Source organism: Peterkaempfera podocarpi (genome assembly GCF_042466665.1).
Classification (GTDB): Bacteria; Actinomycetota; Actinomycetes; order Streptomycetales; family Streptomycetaceae; genus Peterkaempfera; species Peterkaempfera podocarpi.
The window spans coordinates 2,725,785-2,742,997 of sequence record NZ_CP162102.1; the positions used below are offsets into that span (position 1 = coordinate 2,725,785).

Sequence of the window (17,213 nt, forward strand, 5' to 3'; positions counted from 1 at the left end):
ACCCTCATTGTCCCTTCTGCGACAGCGCCCGGCTCACCGGGTGCCCACTGCGGTGAGAGCTGCGGTGACCGCGTCCGCGGCCTGCCGGGCACTGGCGATGCAGGCGGGGATGCCGACCCCTTCGTAGACCGCCCCGCACAGCGCCAGCGAGCCGTGCCGGGCGACGTCCTGCCGGATCCGCCGCACCCGGTCCAGATGCCCCACCGGGTACTGCGGCAGCCCGCTCTCCCAGCGGGTGACCTCGGCCGCGTACGGGGCGGTGCGCAGCCCCACCGCCTCCCTGAGGTCGGCCAGCGAACGGGCCACCAGTTCCTCGTCGGGCAGCTCCAGATCGGCGGCCTCGCCGTGCCGGCCGACCGAGGTGCGCAACAGGAAGCTCTCCGGCGCGGACCGGTCGAGCCAGCCCCACTTGTTGCTGGAGAAGGTGGACGCCTTGATGGTGCGGCCGTCCACCGGCGGCACCAGGAATCCGCTGCCGGCCGGTCGCCCGGGCAGCTCGGAGCGCCGGAACGCCATGGTCACCAGGGCCATACCGGCGTACTCCACGGTGCCCAGCTCGGCCGCGGCTGCCGGTGCCTCGTCGGCCAGCAGCCGGGCCGCGACGGGGGCCGGCACCGCCAGCACCACCGCGTCGGCGGCCAGTTCCCGCTCGCCTGCCGTGTCGCGGACCACCAGCCGCCACCCGTCGCCGGTGCGCCGCAGCGACCGCACGGCCGTGCCGGGGCAGAGGTCGGCCCCGGCTGCCCGGACCGCGTCCGCGACCGCCAGTGGCAGCCTGCCGATACCCCCGCGGATCCCCTGGAAGACCGGTTGCGGCGCGGCCGGGGCGGCTTCCGCGGCCCGCCGTTGCAGCGCCGCGACGCCCTCCAGCAGGGAGCCGCCGCTCTGCGCCACGGGCAGCAGCTGCGGTACGGCGGCCCGCAGCGAGATCCGGTCGGCATGCCCGGCGTACACACCGCCGAGCAGCGGCTCCACCAGCCGGTCGACCACCTCGCGGCCCACCCGGGCGCCGACCCAGTCGCCGATGGAGACATCGTCGCCCACCTCGGTGGGGGGCAGTTCCAGGTCGTGCCGGGCACGGGCCAGCCCCTCGGCCGACAGCACTCCGGTCCGTTCCAGCGCCGCCAGGTCTCCGGGCACACCCATCACATGACCGGTCGGCATCGGACGGAGCGCGCCCCTGGTCCAGAACGCGGCCTTGGCCGTCTGCGGCGGCTCCAGCTCCTCGGCCAGGCCGACCGCGCGGGCCAGCTCCACCGCTTCGGGCCGCCGCGCCAGCATCGACTCCGCACCCAGGTCGACCGCGACGCCGCCGACCTCGCCGGCCCGCAGCTTCCCGCCGAACCGCTCCGATGCCTCCAGCACGGTGACCCGGGCCCGCGGTCCGCTACTGCCCGCGGCGCCGGAGAAGAAGGCCGCGGCGCCGGAGAAGAAGGCCGCGGCGCCGGAGAGGAAGGCCGCGGCTGCCAGCCCGGCGATGCCTCCGCCGACCACCACCACATGGGGCGGTCCCGCCGCTCCACCCTGATCGGTGTCGCTGGGGCGGTCGGCGGTTGCGCTTCGGTCCATGTCTCCACTCTCGCAGACGCCCGGATCGGGCTCCCAAGCCCCCTGTACCCCCGGCATCGTGACCGTTTCGGGATGCGGCGGCCGGAACCCGACCGCCGCGACGGTGGTCCAAGCGCTGTCCCGTCGGGCAGCGGCGGGCCGTCGGACAAGGGGGGTGCAGCGGGATGGGTGGTAGAGCGGCAGCCGCGGCAGGGGGTGCGCTGCTGGCGGCGCTGGCGCTGCTGGGCAGCGGATGCAGCGCCGGGTCGGCGAGCGGCAGCAAGAGCGCCGACTCGGCGGTGGGCAGGAGCGCCGGCGGCGGCGCGGCCAAGGCCGACATCGGCGCGGGCTCCGCCGCCCCGGCCACGGCGCCGAGCGCCGCCCCCGGCACGGCGGGCGGCGCGACGGACGGGCGTTCCATCGCGTACACCGCCGAGCTGGAGCTTCAGGCGAAGGATGTGGCCTCGGCCCTGGAGCAGCTGCGCGGCGTGACCACCGCCGCCGGCGGCTATGTCAGCAGCGAGACGGTGCAGGGCGGCGACACGACGACCGGGGACACGTCCGTCAAGGTGCCGCAGGACGGCTCCCATGTGGTGGTGAAGGTCCCCTCCGCGGCCTTCGACCGGACGCTGAGCCGCTTCGCGCAGCTGGGCAAGGTGGTGCAGCAGCACCGCGAGGCGGAGGACGTCACCGACAAGGTGGTCGATGTGACGAGCCGGCTGAAGACCCAGCGCGCCAGCGTGGACCGGGTCCGTGCACTGATGGACAAGGCGGAGAAGATCAGCGATGTGGTGGCGCTGGAGGGCGAGCTGAGCCGCCGCGAGGCGGATCTGGAGTCGCTGGAGAGGCAGCAGGAGGAGCTGGCCGCGCAGACCTCGCTCTCCACCATCACGGTCGACCTCTACACGGTGGCCCCACCGGTCGCGGCCGCCAAGGCCCCGAGGGGGTTCGGCTCCGCCGTCGGGCACGCCCTGGCGGGCGGCTGGCATGCGCTGTACGCGACGGCTCGCGGGCTGCTGGTGGGACTGGCCGCGATCGCGCCGTTCGCCCTGGTGCTGGTGCCCGCCGGGTGGCTGGCCGTGAGGCTCTGGCGCCGCCGCCGCGACCCGCAGCCGGCTCTCACCGCACCTGTCGGTGAGCCCGACGGTGAGCCCGACGGCGACTGACCGTCCCGGGCTCCCGGCACACGGCGGCCCGGCCGCGCCCCCAGGTGGGGCGCGGCCGGGCCGCCGTTGCGTCCAGGGGTGCTCTGCCCCGGCCCGGGGTCAGCGGGCGGTCGCCTCGTGGACGTGGGCGACCAGGCGGGTCAGCGCGTCCGGGTCGGTGGTGGGCAGTACGCCATGGCCGAGGTTGAAGATGTGGCCGGTGCCGCTCAGGCGCTCGGCGGCGGCCAGCACCTCACCGGTCTTGGCCCGCACGGCCTCCTCCGGCGCGAAGAGCACCGCCGGGTCGAGGTTGCCCTGGAGCGCCTTGCCGGCGCCGACGCGACGCCGGGCCTCGTCCAGCGGCACCCGCCAGTCGACCCCGACCACATCGGCGCCGGCCTCGCCCATCAGTCCCAGCAGCTCTCCGGTGCCCACCCCGAAGTGGATCCGGGGGACGCCGTAGCCGGCGACCGCGTCGAAGACCTTGCTGCTGGCCGGCATCACCGAGCGCCGGTAGTCGTACGGGGCGAGGGCACCGACCCAGGAGTCGAAGAGCTGCACCGCCGAGGCACCGGCCTCGATCTGCACCTTGAGGAAGGCGGCGGTGATGTCGGCCAGGCGGTCCAGCAGGGCGGCCCACAGCTCGGGCTCGCCGTACATCATGGCCTTGGTGCGCTCGTGGTTCTTGGACGGGCCCCCCTCCACCAGATAGCTGGCGAGGGTGAAGGGCGCCCCGGCGAAGCCGATCAGGGGGGTGGCGCCGAGCTCGGCGACCAGCAGGCCGATCGCCTCGGTGACATAGGGGACGTCGGCCGGCTCCAGCGGCCGCAGCCGCTCCAGGTCGGCGCGGCTGCGGATCGGGTCGGCGACCACCGGGCCGACCCCGGGCTTGATGTCCAGGTCCAGGCCGATCGCCTTCAGCGGCACCACGATGTCGCTGAAGTAGATGGCCGCGTCCACCTTGTGCCGGCGGACCGGCTGCAGGGTGATCTCCTTGACCAGTTCCGGCCGCATGCAGGAGTCGAGCATCGGGATGCCGTCCCGGACCTTGAGGTACTCGGGCAGCGAGCGGCCGGCCTGCCGCATGAACCACACGGGGGTGTGCGGCACCGGCTCGCTCCGGCAGGCCCGCAGGAACGCCGAGTCGTGTGCGGCGCCGCGCGCCGCGCTGGGCTGCCGGCCGGTGGTGCCGCCGGGCGTCGGTACGGGGGTCGCTCCGCTTGTCTCGCTCACGGGTGAAATCTTCGCACGCACCGGACGGCGGTTGCGCAGGGTGGTCCGACTGCCCTACGCCGCGCCGCGCCGTGTGTGTTCCACCGATCCGCAGGCCCGCCGCCCTACGCTTCGGCTCATGGCAGCGGTCGGCGGAAATCCCGCACATGGCGGCGGCGCGGGCGATGACGCCCCGCCATTGGCGTTCCGCGATGCGGTGGAGGCGCTGACCACGGCCCGGCTGCGGCCCGAGGTACGGATCGGTGCCGCGCCGGCGCCGCGCAGGCTGGCGCCGTATGTGCATGCGCTGACCGCCTCGGTGGAGGTGGACGGCGAGGAGCTGGCCGACGGTCGGCTGGTGCTGCTGCACGAGCCGGCCGGGCACGACTCCTGGCAGGGCGACTTCCGCGTGGTGACGCTCGCCCGGGCCGAGATGGAGCCCGAGATGGCGACCGACCCGCTGCTCTCCGAGGTCGGCTGGACCTGGCTGCTGGACGCGCTCCAGTCGCATGCGGCCGGGTACACCGAGGCCGGGGGCACGGTCACCCGCTGCGCCTCCCAGTACTTCGGCGCGCTGGCGGAGCGCCGCTCCAGCACCGAGATCGAGGTGCGGGCGTCCTGGACACCGGCCGACGGGCGCTTCGAGCGCCATCTGGCGGCCTGGTGCGACCTGCTCTGCACCTGCGCCGGACTCCCGCCCGCCGGGCCGGCGCACGGCCCGCTCGCGGATCCGCCGTCGCTCGGCGGAGTGGTTCCGATGCCGGCCCGCCGGCGTCCCCGGTCGCGCTGAGCGCCCCCGCTTCTGCCGCTCATTGACCACAAGTGTCGACAACCTGATCATTCTCGATCGAACTTGCGCACCCCACGGTCGAACTCGACCGATCTAGTGCACGATTTGTCCGTATTGCCACTCACTAAATCGTGATCATTCGCTAAAGCCCCGCAGGGTTGGTGCCGAAGCAGTCAGTGACCCTTTCCGCAAGCGGAATCCCATCCGCCCCCACCGGGGTTCCGTCCGCCACTCCCCTAACAGGAGGCCTGGTGTCGGTCCTTCTCGATCACCCCGCAAACCTGGTCGCCTACCGCCCGACGAAGCCCACTGCCATGGTGGTCGTGGCGGACCCGCGCGTCCGCAACACCGTCACCCGGCATCTGTGGGCCCTGGGCGTGCGCGACGTCATCGAGGCCTCCTCCATCGCGGAGGCCAGGCCTCGGGTCTCCACCCCCCGCGACATCTGTGTGGCCGACGTCCATCTCCCGGACGGCTCCGGGCTGACCATCCTGGCCGAGACCAGGGCGGCGGGCTGGCCCAACGGCCTCGCGCTGTCCGCCGCCGACGACATCGGGGCGGTCCGCAGCGCCCTCGCCGGAGGCGTCAAGGGCTATGTGGTCACCGGCACCCGCGGCTCCATCGGCATGCCGGGCCGCCCCGGCCTGCCGCTGGGCGCCGCCGGGATGGCCGGCCGGATGCGCCGCCCCGGGATGCCGGGCACCCCGGGCGCACCTGCCGCCCCGGGTACCCCCGGTGCCCAGCCCACCACCTACCGGGAGCTCTCCGGCCGGGAGGTGGAGGTGCTCCGGCTGGTGGCCGAAGGCCAGTCCAACAAGGCCATCGGCGTCGCCATGGGACTCTCCGCGCTGACCGTCAAGAGCCACCTGGCGCGGATCGCCCGCAAGCTCGGCACCGGCGACCGGGCGGGCATGGTCGCGGTCGCTCTGCGCACCGGCATCATCCACTGACCGACCGCCCACCACCCGACCGGAGGAACGTTTCCCTCCGCACTCGAACGCCGGTCCTGCCGCCGTCCCACCCCGGGCCGCGGCCGGACCGGCGCCCTTGACCGCCACCCCTGCACGGCGGCCCTCACCTGCTTGTCCGGCCCGCCATGCACACCCCGGCGTACCCTTGGGGGGTGACCGACGCCCGAGATGCCATCGCCGTAGACGTGACCCCGGAGCCGGTCCCCCTGCTGGAGCCGCGGGAGGGCATCCCGCCGGTCGTCACCGATGCCGGGGCGCTCGCCGATACGGTGGCCGCCTTCGCAGCGGGCGACGGACCGGTGGCGGTGGACGCCGAACGCGCCTCCGGCTACCGGTACGGGCAGCGTGCCTATCTCATCCAGCTGCGCCGTGCCGGGGCCGGGACCGCCCTGATCGACCCGATCGCCTGCCCGGACCTCACCGCACTGGGGGACGCGCTCGCCGACACCGAGTGGGTGGTGCACGCCGCCACCCAGGACCTGCCCTGTCTGGCCGAAGTGGGGATGCGCCCCAGTCGGCTGTTCGACACCGAGCTGGCCGGCCGGATCGCCGGCTTCCCCCGGGTCGGCCTGGGCCCGATGACCGAGAGCGTGCTCGGCTACTCACTGGCCAAGGAGCACTCGGCGGTGGACTGGTCCACCCGCCCGCTGCCCGAGCCCTGGCTGCGCTATGCGGCCCTGGATGTCGAGGTGCTGGTCGAGCTGCGCGACGCACTCGAGCAGGAGCTGGACAGCCAGGGCAAGCTGGAGTGGGCCCTGGAGGAGTTCGCGGCGATCGCCGCCGCCCCGAAGCCCGCCCCCCGCGTCGACCCCTGGCGCCGCACCTCCGGGCTGCACAAGGTGCGCCGCCGCCGCCAGCTGGCAGCCGTACGGGAGCTGTGGCAGCTACGCGACCGCACGGCCAGGGAGCGGGACGTCTCCCCCGGCCGGGTGCTCTCCGACCTTGCGATCATCAGCGCCGCACTGGCGATGCCCACCACCCCGCAGGCGCTCCAGGCGCTCCCCGGCTTCGGCCCCCGGGTGCACCGGCGCCAGCTGGACCAGTGGCTGGGAGCGCTGGACCGGGCCCGGGTGATCCCCGAACCGCTGCTGCCGCCGGCCACCGCCCCCCATGACGGCCCCCCGCCGCCGAGGGCCTGGGCGGACAAGGACCCGGTGGCCGCCGCCCGGCTGGCCGGCGCCCGGGCCGCGGTCTCCGCACTGGCCGAGACCCATGGGCTGCCGGCGGAGAACCTGATCACGCCGGACCTGGTACGCCGGGTCAGCTGGGAGCCGCCCGCGGACGCCACCGCCGAGGCGGTCGCCGAGGCGCTGCGCGGCCGCGGCGCCCGCCACTGGCAGGTGGCCATGGTCGCGCCGGTGCTCGCCGCCGCCTTCGCCGCGGCCGAGGCCGCGATCTGACCCTGCAACGGCCGTGCCTCCGGGGCGCGGAGGTCCTCCTGTCCGGCCCGCCGTCACGGCGCGGGCCCGGGCGGGCGGACCTCCGCGCCCCGCTGCGTGCCGGGTACGTCCCGGGCCGACCGGGCGGCGCCGCTCCGCGGCATCGCCGGACGGCCGGGGTGCGGGCGGACCCGAACTGCGGAGTGGCGCGCGCCACACCGGGCACGCTGAGGGTCGACCGCTCTGGGCATCCCGGTTACCGGCGAGTAGCATGGCCGGAGCGCCGCAGTTCCGTGTGTGCGGTCGCGACCCCTCATGACGTGTTGGGCTCCTGATACTGGGACCTGGGAGGAGAGCCACCGTGCCTCGTACCGCGAGGGACGTCGTCTTTGTCGACGGCGTCCGCACCCCGTTCGGCAAGGCGGGCCCGAAGGGCATCTACCACGAGACCCGTGCCGACGACCTGGTCGTCAAGTGCATCCGGGAGCTGCTGCGGCGTAACCCGAACCTGCCCGCAGAGCGGATCGACGAGGTCGCCGTCGCAGCCACCACCCAGATCGGCGACCAGGGCCTGACCATCGGCCGCACCGCCGCGCTGCTCTCGGGCCTGCCCAAGTCGGTGCCGGGCTACTCCATCGACCGGATGTGCGCCGGTGCGCTCACCGCCGTCACCACCACCGCGGGCGGCATCGCCTTCGGCGCGTACGACGTGGTGGTCGCGGGCGGTGTCGAGCACATGGGCCGCCACCCGATGGGTGAGGGCGTGGACCCCAACCCGCGCTTCGTCTCCGAGAAGCTGGTCGACGAGTCGGCCCTCTTCATGGGTATGACCGCGGAGAACCTGCACGACCGCTTCCCGCACCTCACCAAGGAGCGCTGCGACGCCTACGCCGTGGCCTCCCAGGAGAAGGCGGCCAAGGCGTACGCCAACGGGAAGATCCAGCCCGACCTGGTGCCGATCGCCGTCCGCCGGACCAACGCCGAGGCCGGCGAGACCGGCTGGGGCCTGTCCGTCAGCGACGAGCCGATGCGCCCGGGCACCACGCTGGAGAACCTGGCGGGCCTCAAGACCCCGTTCCGCCCGCACGGCCGCATCACCGCGGGCAACTCGGCCGGCCTCAACGACGGCGCCACCGCCTCGCTGCTGGCGGCCGAGGACGTCGCCCAGGAGCTGGGCCTGCCGGTGAAGATGCGCCTCGTCTCCTACGCCTTCGCGGGCGTGGAGCCCGAGGTGATGGGCATCGGCCCGGTCCCGGCGACCGAGAAGGCGCTGGCCAAGGCCGGCCTCTCGATCTCCGACATCGGCGCCTTCGAGGTCAACGAGGCCTTCGCGGTGCAGGTGCTGGCCTTTCTCGACCACTACGGCATCGCCGACGACGACGAGCGCGTCAACCCGTACGGCGGCGCCATCGCCTTCGGCCACCCGCTGGCCTCCTCCGGCGTCCGGCTGATGAACCAGCTGGCCCGCCGCTTCGAGGAGCGTCCGGACGTCCGCTACGGCCTGACCACCATGTGCATCGGCTTCGGCATGGGCGGGACCGTCATCTGGGAGAACCCGCACTTCGAGGGGGCAAAGTGACCACCACCGAGATGCTGCAGCGCGCCGCTGAGCTCTTCCCGGACGAGGTCGTCACCACGGCCCACGTCCGCCACATCGACCTGCCGGGCCAGGCGGGGCGCTTCGCCCTGATCACCCTGGACAACGGCTTCGACCACACCAAGCCGACCACCTTCGGCCCCGGCTCCCTCGCCAAGCTCTCCGAGGCGCTGGACCAGGTGGAGCGGGAGGCCGCGGCCGGCGAGATCGCCGCCGTGGGTGTCACCGGCAAGCCCTTCATCTTCGCCGTGGGCGCCGACCTCAAGGGCGTCGAGGTGCTCAAGGAGCGCAGCGACGCGGTCGCCATCGGCAAGGGCGGCCACGACGTCTTCAAGCGGATCGCCGCCCTGCCGGTGCCCAGCTTCGCCTTCTACAACGGCGCCGCCATGGGCGGCGGTGTGGAGGTCGGCCTGCACTGCACCTACCGCACCGTCTCCTCCGGTGTCCCGGCGTTCTCCCTGCCGGAGTGCTTCCTCGGCCTGGTGCCGGGCTGGGGCGGCTGCACCCTGCTGCCGAACCTGATCGGCCCGCAGAAGGCCATCCAGGTCGTCATCGAGAACTCGCTCAGCCAGAACAAGCAGCTCAAGGGCAAGCAGGTCTTCGAGCTGGGCATCGCCGACGCCATCTTCGAGCCCGCGGACTTCCTGGAGCAGTCGCTGCTCTGGGCCGCCTCGGTGCTCAAGGGCGAGATCGCCGTGGAGCGTCCGGAGATCGACCGCGGGGAGGCCTGGGACCAGGCCGTCGCCCACGGCCGCCTGATCGCCGACTCCAAGGTGCACGGCGCCGCCCCGGCCCCGTACCGGGCGCTGGACATCATCGCCGAGGCCAAGGACGGCGACCTGCAGAAGGGCTTCGACGCCGAGGACGAGGCGCTCGCCGACCTCATCATGAGCGGTGAGCTGCGGTCCGGCCTCTACGCCTTCAACCTGGTGCAGAAGCGCGCCAAGCGGCCCGCCGGAGCCCCGGACAAGTCGCTGGCCCGCAAGGTCACCAAGGTCGGTGTGGTCGGCGCCGGTCTGATGGCCTCCCAGCTGGCGCTGCTCTTCGCGCGCCGCCTGGAGGTGCCGGTGGTGCTCACCGACATCGACCAGGAGCGCATCGACAAGGGCGTGGGCTATGTCCACGGCGAGATCGACAAGCTGCTGGAGAAGCGCCGGGTCGGCCCGGACAAGGCCAACCGCCTCAAGGCGCTGGTCACCGGCTCGCTGGACAAGGCCGCCGCCTTCGGCGACGCGGACTTCGTCATCGAGGCCGTGTTCGAGGAGATGGGCGTCAAACAGAACGTCTTCGCCGAGCTGGAGGCGGTGGTCTCCCCCGAGGCGGTCCTCGCCACCAACACCTCCTCGCTGTCGGTCACCGAGATGGCCTCCAAGCTGCAGCACCCCGAGCGGGTCGTCGGCTTCCACTTCTTCAACCCGGTCGCCGTCCTTCCGCTGCTGGAGATCGTCCGCGGCGAGAAGACCGACGACGCCTCGCTGGCCACGGCCTTCGCCACCGCCAGGAAGCTGAAGAAGAGCGCGGTGCTGGTCAAGGACGCCCCGGCGTTCGTGGTCAACCGGGTGCTCACCCGCTTCCTGGGCACCGTCCTCGGCACCATCGACGAGGGCACCCCGATCGAGGTCGCCGACCGGGCCCTGGAGCCGCTGGGTCTGCCGATGTCCCCGATCGTGCTGCTGGAGCTGGTCGGCCCGGCCGTCGCCCACCATGTGGCCGGCACCCTCAACGCCGCCTTCCCCGACCGCTTCGGCGTCTCGGAGAACCTCGGCCGGGTGGTCAAGGCCGGCAAGCGCGGCATCTACACCTGGGCGTCCGGCAAGCAGGAGGTCGACCCGGAGGTGGCCGCCCTGTTCGAGGTCGGCACCACGGTCCTCACCGAGGAGCAGGTCCGCGACAAGGCGCTCGACGCCATCGCCGAGGAGATCCACCTCATGCTGGAGGAGGGGGTCGTCGCCGAGGCGCAGGATGTCGACCTCTGCCTGATCACCGGTGCGGGTTGGCCCTTCCACCTGGGCGGCATCACGCCGTACCTGGACCGCGAGGGCGTCTCCGAGCGGGTCAACGGCAAGCCGTTCCTGGCCAGGGGCGTTGCCTCCGTGCCCGCCTGACGCTCCGTCAAGCACGGCGGTGCCCGGCACACCCCAGCGGGGGGTGCCGGGCACCGGCGTATCGTGCTCCCATGCGCACACCTCGGCGGGCGGCTCGTGTCGCCGTTCTGGACCCCGACGCCGCGGTCTTCCTTCTCCGCTACGACAACGAGGAGGTCGGCGTCCACTGGGCCATGCCGGGCGGTGGTCTGGAGCCGGGTGAGACCCCGGTGGAGGGCGCGGTGCGCGAACTGCGCGAGGAGACCGGCTGGACCGATGTCACCCCCGGTCCCCTGCTCTGCACCTGGGAGCACGACTTCACCAGGGCCGGCGTCCCGGTGCGCCAGTTCGAGCACATCTATCTCGCCCACGGTCCGCGGCGGGAGCCCACCGAGCGCGCCGTCGCCGGCCACCCGGAGGACGGCATCCTGCACTGGCGGTGGTGGTCGCCGCAGGAGCTGGCCGACTGCCCCGACGCGCTCTGGCCGCCGGATCTTCCCGAGCTGCTGAACCGGTCTCGCGCCCGGGGTGCGGCCCGCTCCGTCATCGACACGAGCCCGCCCGCCGCTTGCTGAGCCGCTGCATGGCAGCCGGTTCAGCAAGCGGCGGGCGGGCTCAGCCGCGGGGAGCGGTCGGTACGCGCCCGCCTGCCCCCTGTACGTCAGCCCCGGAGTCGCGTCAGGACTGCGCCGCTGGGGAGAGGTGCTCATGGACGGCGAGCCAGCGGCCGTCGGCGCTGCGGTGGAAGACGATGGTCTCCCGCTCCTGGACGGTCTCCTCGCCGGCCCGGGTGCCGATACGGGTCTCGACGTCATGGCTGAAGACGGCGGTCTCCCCGAGGAGCTGCACCAGCGGCCGGCTCGAGGTGCAGGCGAGGATGCGGAAGCCGTCCTCGTCGACCCAGCTCTGCCAGAGCGCACGGTACTCGGCGGTGGAGGCGAGGCGGTGCCCGGTGGTGTGGAAGACGAAGACTGCGTCGGGGGCGAAGGCGGCGAAGTAGTCGTCCAGCCTGCCCTCGGCGAAGGCCGCCACCAGGCTGTCTGCTGCTTCGAGGACTGCGGTCTCGGTGCTCATGGGGTGCTCCGGTGGAATGCGTCCCGGCCGGCCCAGGGGGCGGCCGGCCGGAACGCGGTCGATGGGCGGGCGGTCAGTGCCCAGCGTGTGCCCCGACGGCGACGGGGGCGGGCGCCTCTCCTCCGGTGATGGGGGCGACCGGGGTGTCTGCGGCACGGACCAGCCGGGGGCCGTCCGGGCCGTACACACCGCGGGGCTCCGGGAAGACCCACAGCAGGACGAGGTAGAGGACGGCTGCGACGGCCAGGCCGAGCGGCAGCGAGATGTCGGTGCCGTTGGCCAGGTTGCCCAGCGGGCCGACGAACTGGCCGGGGATGTTGGTGAACAGCAGGGCCACCGCGGCGGAGACCAGCCAGGCCGCCATGCCGCGCCAGTTCCAGCCGTGGGCGAACCAGTAGCGGCCGCCGCGCTGCCGCCGGTTGAAGACCTGCAGCGCCTCGGGGTCGTACCAGCCGCGCCGGGTGACATAGCCCAGCATCATCACGATCATCCAGGGCGCGGTGCAGGTGATGATCAGGGTGGCGAAGGTGGAGATGGACTGGGTCAGGTTGAGGGCGAACCGGCCGACGAAGATGAAGCCGACCGACAGCGCGCCGATGAAGAAGGTGGCCTGCACCCGGTTGAAACGGGGGAAGACGCTGGAGAAGTCCAGTCCGGTCCCGTACAGCGAGGTGGTGCCGGTGGACATGCCGCCGATCAGGGCGATCAGGCAGACCGGCAGGAAGTACCAGCCGGGCGAGACCGCCAGCAGGCCGCCGACGTAGTTGGGGGCCGCCGGGTCGACGTACTTGGCGGCCTTCTCCGCGATGATCGAGGCGGTGCCCAGGCCGAAGAGGAAGGGCAGCAGGGTGGCGATCTGGGCGAGGAAGGTGGCGCCCATGACCCGCTTGCGGGAGGCCTTGGCGGGGATGTACCGGGACCAGTCGCCGAGGAAGGCCCCGAAGGAGACCGGGTTGGAGAGCACGATCAGCGCCGCGCCGATGAAGGAGGGCCAGAACAGCGGGTCCGAGGTGGAGTGGAAGGTGCCCGCGTAACCCGGGTCGAAGTCGCCGGCGAAGGCGAAGGCGCCCAGCACGAACATCGCCGAGGCGGCGACGACGGCGATCTTGTTCACCATCAGCATGAAGCGGAAGCCGTAGACGCAGACCGCCAGCACCAGCAGCGCGAAGAGGCCGTAGGCGACGCCGTAGGAGAGATTGGACTCGGGCAGTCCGACCAGCCGGTTGGCGCCGCCCACCAGGGCGTCACCCGAGGACCAGACCGAGATGGAGAAGAAGGCCACCGCGGTCAGCAGGGAGAGGAAGGAGCCCACCACCCGGCCGTGCACTCCCAGGTGGGCGGAGGAGGAGACGGCGTTGTTGGTGCCGTTCACCGGGCCGAAGACGGCCAGCGGCGCCAGGATCAGCGCACCCACCACCAGGCCGAGCAGCGTCGCAGCCACACCCTGCCAGAACGAGAGTCCGAACAGGATGGGGAAGGCGCCCAGGACGCAGGTGGCGAAGGTGTTGGAGCCGCCGAAGGCGAGGCGGAAGAGATCGATGGGGCGGGCGGTGCGGTCCTCGTCGGGGATCCGTTCGACGCCGTGCTGCTCGACTTCGGTGATCGAGGTCGTCACGGGTCCCTCCAATCAGGGCGTTCCGGTCAGGGCGTTCCGGTCAGGGCGTTCCGGGCAGGGCGTTCCGGGCATGACGAGCGGGGGGCCGCTCGCGGCGTGGTCAGGGCTTGCGGTTGAGGGCCAGCAGGCTGACCAGGTCGTAGGCGACATGCGAGGCGGCCACCGAGGTGATCTCCGCGTGGTCGTAGGCCGGGGCGACCTCCACCACGTCGGCGCCGATCAGCCGGGTGCCCGCCAGACCGCGGAGGATCTCCAGCAGCTCACGGGAGGTGAGCCCGCCCGCCTCGGGGGTGCCGGTGCCGGGGGCGTGCGCCGGGTCCAGGACGTCGATGTCGATGGAGATGTAGAGCGGGCGGTCGCCGATCCGCTGCCGGAGCGCGTCCACCACCTCGTCCACACCGCGGCGCATGACATCGGAGCTGGTCACGATGCCGAAGCCGAGGCGCTTGTCGTCCTCGAGGTCCTTCTTGCCGTAGAGCGGCCCGCGGGTGCCGACATGGGAGACCGCCTCGGTGTCGAGGATGCCCTCCTCCACCGCACGGCGGAACGGGGTGCCATGGGTGTACTCGGCGCCGAAGTAGGTGTCCCAGGTGTCCAGGTGCGCGTCGAAGTGCAGCAGCGCGACCGGGCCGTGCCGGCGGGCTGCGGCGCGCAGCAGCGGCAGCGCGATGGTGTGGTCGCCGCCGATGGTGACCAGGGTGGCGCCGTCGTCCTGGAGGTCGCCCGCGGCCTGCTCGATGGTCTCGACGGCCTCGTCGATGTGGAAGGGGTTGCAGGCGATGTCGCCGGCGTCGGCGACCTGCAGCGTCTCGAAGGGGGAGACGTCCAGCCCGGGGTGGTACGGACGCAGCAGCCGGCTGGCCTCGCGCACCGCCGAGGGGCCGAAGCGGGCACCGGGCCGGTAGGAGACGCCTGTGTCGAAGGGCACACCCACCACCGCGACGTCGCAGCTCTCCACCTGGTCCAGGCGGGGCAGTCGGGCGAAGGTGGCCGGACCGGCGAAGCGCGGGATGCGCGACGAGTCGACGGGGCCTACAGGCTGGGTCACGGGGGGCTTCCTTCCTGCCGGAGGCCCGCATGGGCACCGGCGACCGGATTGCCGCAAGTGTGCGGGTTGCTCGTCCGGTGCGGCAATTGGTGCAGACACAAAGAGCTAGGGTTGTCCTTGTGGCAGGCAACAAAACGGCAAAGCTGACGGTGGAGGATCTGCTGTCCTTTCCGGCGCTCCAGCTGCGGGTGCTGGCCGGTGAGGCCGGGCTGGCACGCTCGGTGTCCTGGGCCCATGTGAGCGAGCTGGAGGACCCGACCCCGTGGCTGCTGGGGGCCGAGGTGATCATGACGACGGGCCTGGCGGTGCCCCGCTCCGCGGCCGGGCAGCGGGCCTATCTGGAGCGGCTGGACGACGCCGGGGTGTCCGCGCTCGCGATCTCCGCCCAGCTGCATGTACCGCCGCTGCACGACGCCTTCACGGCGGCGGCCGAGGAACGCGGGATGCCGCTGCTGGAGGTACCCCTCGCGGTGCCGTTCATCGCGGTCGCCCAGGAGGTCGCTGCGGCGGTGCAGGAAGACGCCCGGCAGCGGCTCGGCGCCCAGCTCCAGGTCTTCGGCGCACTGCGCTGGCTGGCGTCGGAGGATCTGGACACCGCCCAGCTGTTCCGGCGGCTGGAACGGCTGTCCGGCTACCAGGTGCATCTGTGCACCCCGCAGGGGCGCCCGCTGCTGCCCGGGGTCCCGGTGCCACCGGATCCCGCTGTGCTGCCGGCCTCGGTGGACGCGGCACCGACGATCCCCGGCGGATTCGCGGTTCCGGTGCTCACCCCCGGCGGCACGGCCGGCTTCCTGGTCGCCTTCGAGCGGGAGGGCGCCCGGCCGGCCGGGCTGGCCGTGGTCCAGCACATCGCCACCGTGGCGGCGCTCCAGGTCGCCATGGTCCGCCATGAGCGGGAGACGCTGCGCCGCGAGGGCGCGGAGATCCTGGCCGAGCTGCTCCAGGATGTGCTCGACCCCGCGGTGGCCCGGCGGCGGCTGCACCGGCTGTCCATCGCCGGCGAGGCCGCGCTGCTGGTGGTCAGGGGCGTGGTGGACGAGGTCCTGCTGCCGGTCCTGGACGAGTACCCGCACCTGCTGCTCAGCCGCGGCGAGGACCGCTACGTCCTGGGCCCGCCCGAACTCGGCGAAGCCGTCGCCGCACTGCCCGGGGTGGCCGCGGGCATGAGCCGGCCCTTCCCGCCAGGCGAGTCGCTGCGGGTCGCACAGCGGGAGTCGCTGTGGGCCGCCTCCCGCGCCGAGGGCTCGGGCCGCCCGCTGGTCAGGTACGGCAGCGACACCACCGGCCGGTGGCTGCCGGACGACCCGGCCGTGCTGGGTGCGCTGGTGGAGCATGTGCTGGGCGAGGTGCTGCGGTACGACGCCGCGCATGACGCCGCGCTGCTGCTCTCCACCCGGACCTGGATGGACCGCGACCGGCGTACCGAGGCGGCGGCGGCAGCACTGCACATCCACCCCAACACCCTCACCTACCGGCTGCGCAGGTTCTCCGCGCTGAGCGGCCGGGACCTGTCCGCCACGGCGGCGTTCACCGAGGTGTGGCTGGCGATCCGGGCCGCCGACCAGCTGGGCCTCACCGGGGACGGTGGCGCCCGGTGACCGGCCCCGCCGGGGACCGGGAGCAGTCCGCGCCCGGGACGCCCCCACTGCTGATCGTGGACGGCGCCAATGTGGTCGGCTCGGTGCCCGACGGCTGGTGGCGGGACCGGCCGGCTGCGGCCGCCCGGCTGCGGGACGCCCTGGTGGCCGTGGCCGAGCGCGGTTTGCCGGACGCGGGCAGTGCACCGGAGTGGGCGCGCGGCCGGCTGGAGGTGCTGCTGGTGGTGGAGGGGGCGGCGCGCGGGCTCGCCGAGGTCCCGGGGGTGCGGGTGGCGTCCGCGGCGGGCAGCGGCGACGACCTGATCGTACGGCTGGCCGGAGAGGCCGGGCAGCGGCGCTGCCTGGTGGTCACGGCCGACCGGGAGCTGCGTTCCCGGGTCGTCGCGCTGGGCGCGGAGGTGGTCGGACCGCGTACGGTGCGGCCGCGCTGAGCGACCCGTTCCGAGGTGCCGGGCCGGGCGGTGCGCCGTCCAGGTCCGGCGGTGGTGCGTGCCGGCAGCCGGTGAGGCGGTGAAGGCGGACGGCGGATGAGCACAGGTCTGCACGCCGACGAGTTCGAGCGGGTGCCGGCCGAGGGCGCGGTGCGGGCGATCCGGGCGGGTCGTCCGCCGCCGCTGCCGCGGCACACGGACGGCCGGACCGAGGTGCTGGACATCCCCGGCGGGGTACTGCTGGGGGAGGACCGGAGGCGCAGTACCCGGTGACCGAGCTGCGGCTGCCGGCCGGCTCGGTGCTGGCGCTGGCGCTGGCGCTGTACACGGACGGGCCGGTGGAGCAGCCGGGCGCGGACATCGGGCAGGGCATCGACCGGCTGCGTTCGGCCTTTGCGCACACTCGGGCGGTGAGCCCGGAGGACACCGCGGAGCGGCCGGTCCGCGAGGCGCGGCGGGCACCGGACCGGCCGGACGACATCGCACTGCTGCTGACCTGTCGGCCGGGCGGCTGAGCACGGAGGTCCGGGGCGTTCAAAGGCCCAGCTCAGGCCGGGGATGCCGACCAGGCCGGGCACAGCGGCGGACGTGCGGCGGTGAGGGCGCCGGGCCGCGGCGGGAACGGCGGATGCGGGGACCGGCCCATGGCGGGTGCACACATCGCATCGGCGGCCCTTTTCCGTTGGTGCACATGGCACGTGACGGTTTTTCAGGAACTGCA

Annotated in this window: 16 protein-coding genes; 11 read left to right on the plus strand and 5 right to left on the minus strand. The window is 73.5% G+C overall.

Annotated elements, in window-relative coordinates; translation table 11 throughout:
• Positions 1-33 precede the first annotated feature (33 nt).
• Positions 34-1,569 (minus strand): protoporphyrinogen oxidase, encoded by a 1,536-nt coding sequence (gene hemG / locus AB0761_RS11915; RefSeq protein ID WP_377268953.1) that lies wholly within the window; start codon positions 1,567-1,569, stop codon positions 34-36.
• 164 nt (positions 1,570-1,733) lie between these two features.
• On the opposite strand from hemG, the gene AB0761_RS11920 reads away from it, so the two are divergent.
• Positions 1,734-2,714 carry a DUF4349 domain-containing protein gene (locus tag AB0761_RS11920; RefSeq protein ID WP_377268954.1) on the plus strand — a complete coding sequence of 327 codons (981 nt, stop codon included), beginning with the start codon at positions 1,734-1,736 and terminating at the stop codon, positions 2,712-2,714.
• A gap of 99 nt (positions 2,715-2,813) precedes the next feature.
• Here the strand turns inward: AB0761_RS11920 and hemE are convergent, their stop codons facing one another.
• Positions 2,814-3,827, minus strand: coding sequence for a uroporphyrinogen decarboxylase (gene hemE / locus AB0761_RS11925; protein WP_377274033.1), 1,014 nt, complete (start codon positions 3,825-3,827; stop codon positions 2,814-2,816).
• A gap of 217 nt (positions 3,828-4,044) precedes the next feature.
• Between hemE and AB0761_RS11930 the strand changes: the two genes are divergently transcribed.
• The 6 genes from AB0761_RS11930 (at position 4,045) to AB0761_RS11955 (ending at position 11,301) form a co-directional block, all read left to right on the plus strand.
• The gene (locus tag AB0761_RS11930) at positions 4,045-4,695 is read left to right on the plus strand and encodes a DUF3000 domain-containing protein (RefSeq protein ID WP_377268955.1); all 651 of its coding nucleotides are present in this window, start codon (positions 4,045-4,047) and stop codon (positions 4,693-4,695) included.
• Positions 4,696-4,946: 251 nt separating this feature from the next.
• Positions 4,947-5,645, plus strand: coding sequence for a LuxR C-terminal-related transcriptional regulator (locus tag AB0761_RS11935; protein WP_377268956.1), 699 nt, complete (start codon positions 4,947-4,949; stop codon positions 5,643-5,645).
• 173 nt (positions 5,646-5,818) lie between these two features.
• A complete protein-coding gene (locus AB0761_RS11940) occupies positions 5,819-7,066 on the plus strand; it encodes an HRDC domain-containing protein (protein ID WP_377268957.1) in 1,248 nt (415 codons plus the stop codon).
• Positions 7,067-7,406: 340 nt separating this feature from the next.
• Positions 7,407-8,624: a thiolase family protein gene (locus AB0761_RS11945; RefSeq protein ID WP_377268958.1), complete on the plus strand. Its 1,218-nt coding sequence runs from the start codon at positions 7,407-7,409 to the stop codon at positions 8,622-8,624.
• A gap of 11 nt (positions 8,625-8,635) precedes the next feature.
• Positions 8,636-10,747, plus strand: a complete 2,112-nt coding sequence (locus AB0761_RS11950; protein WP_377274034.1) for a 3-hydroxyacyl-CoA dehydrogenase NAD-binding domain-containing protein — start codon at positions 8,636-8,638, stop codon at positions 10,745-10,747.
• 71 nt (positions 10,748-10,818) lie between these two features.
• Positions 10,819-11,301, plus strand: a complete 483-nt coding sequence (locus AB0761_RS11955) for an NUDIX hydrolase (protein WP_377268959.1) — start codon at positions 10,819-10,821, stop codon at positions 11,299-11,301.
• Positions 11,302-11,404: 103 nt separating this feature from the next.
• Here AB0761_RS11955 and AB0761_RS11960 read toward each other — a convergent pair whose 3' ends face one another.
• The 3 genes from AB0761_RS11960 to speB all read right to left on the minus strand — a co-directional run bounded on the left by AB0761_RS11960 (position 11,405) and on the right by speB (position 14,463).
• On the minus strand, positions 11,405-11,800 hold the full coding sequence (locus AB0761_RS11960) for a YybH family protein (RefSeq protein WP_377268960.1): 396 nt from the start codon (positions 11,798-11,800) through the stop codon (positions 11,405-11,407).
• A 73-nt stretch (positions 11,801-11,873) separates the two neighbouring features.
• The gene (locus AB0761_RS11965) at positions 11,874-13,415 is read right to left on the minus strand and encodes a purine-cytosine permease family protein (RefSeq protein ID WP_377268961.1); all 1,542 of its coding nucleotides are present in this window, start codon (positions 13,413-13,415) and stop codon (positions 11,874-11,876) included.
• Positions 13,416-13,515: 100 nt separating this feature from the next.
• Complete coding sequence (speB, locus tag AB0761_RS11970) at positions 13,516-14,463, minus strand: agmatinase (RefSeq protein ID WP_377268962.1); 948 nt, start codon at positions 14,461-14,463, stop codon at positions 13,516-13,518.
• Between the two features lie 119 nt (positions 14,464-14,582).
• Between speB and AB0761_RS11975 the strand changes: the two genes are divergently transcribed.
• From AB0761_RS11975 to AB0761_RS11990, 4 genes are all read left to right on the plus strand, one after another.
• Positions 14,583-16,061: a PucR family transcriptional regulator gene (locus AB0761_RS11975; protein ID WP_377268963.1), complete on the plus strand. Its 1,479-nt coding sequence runs from the start codon at positions 14,583-14,585 to the stop codon at positions 16,059-16,061.
• Positions 16,058-16,492 (plus strand): NTP pyrophosphohydrolase, encoded by a 435-nt coding sequence (locus AB0761_RS11980; protein ID WP_377268964.1) that lies wholly within the window; start codon positions 16,058-16,060, stop codon positions 16,490-16,492. The genes AB0761_RS11975 and AB0761_RS11980 overlap by 4 nt, the downstream gene beginning before the upstream one ends.
• Before the next feature lie 96 nt (positions 16,493-16,588).
• Complete coding sequence (locus tag AB0761_RS11985) at positions 16,589-16,765, plus strand: hypothetical protein (protein ID WP_377268965.1); 177 nt, start codon at positions 16,589-16,591, stop codon at positions 16,763-16,765.
• The gene (locus AB0761_RS11990; protein ID WP_377268966.1) at positions 16,762-17,007 is read left to right on the plus strand and encodes a SpoIIE family protein phosphatase; all 246 of its coding nucleotides are present in this window, start codon (positions 16,762-16,764) and stop codon (positions 17,005-17,007) included. Before AB0761_RS11985 ends, AB0761_RS11990 begins: the two co-directional genes overlap by 4 nt.
• Positions 17,008-17,213 lie beyond the last annotated feature (206 nt).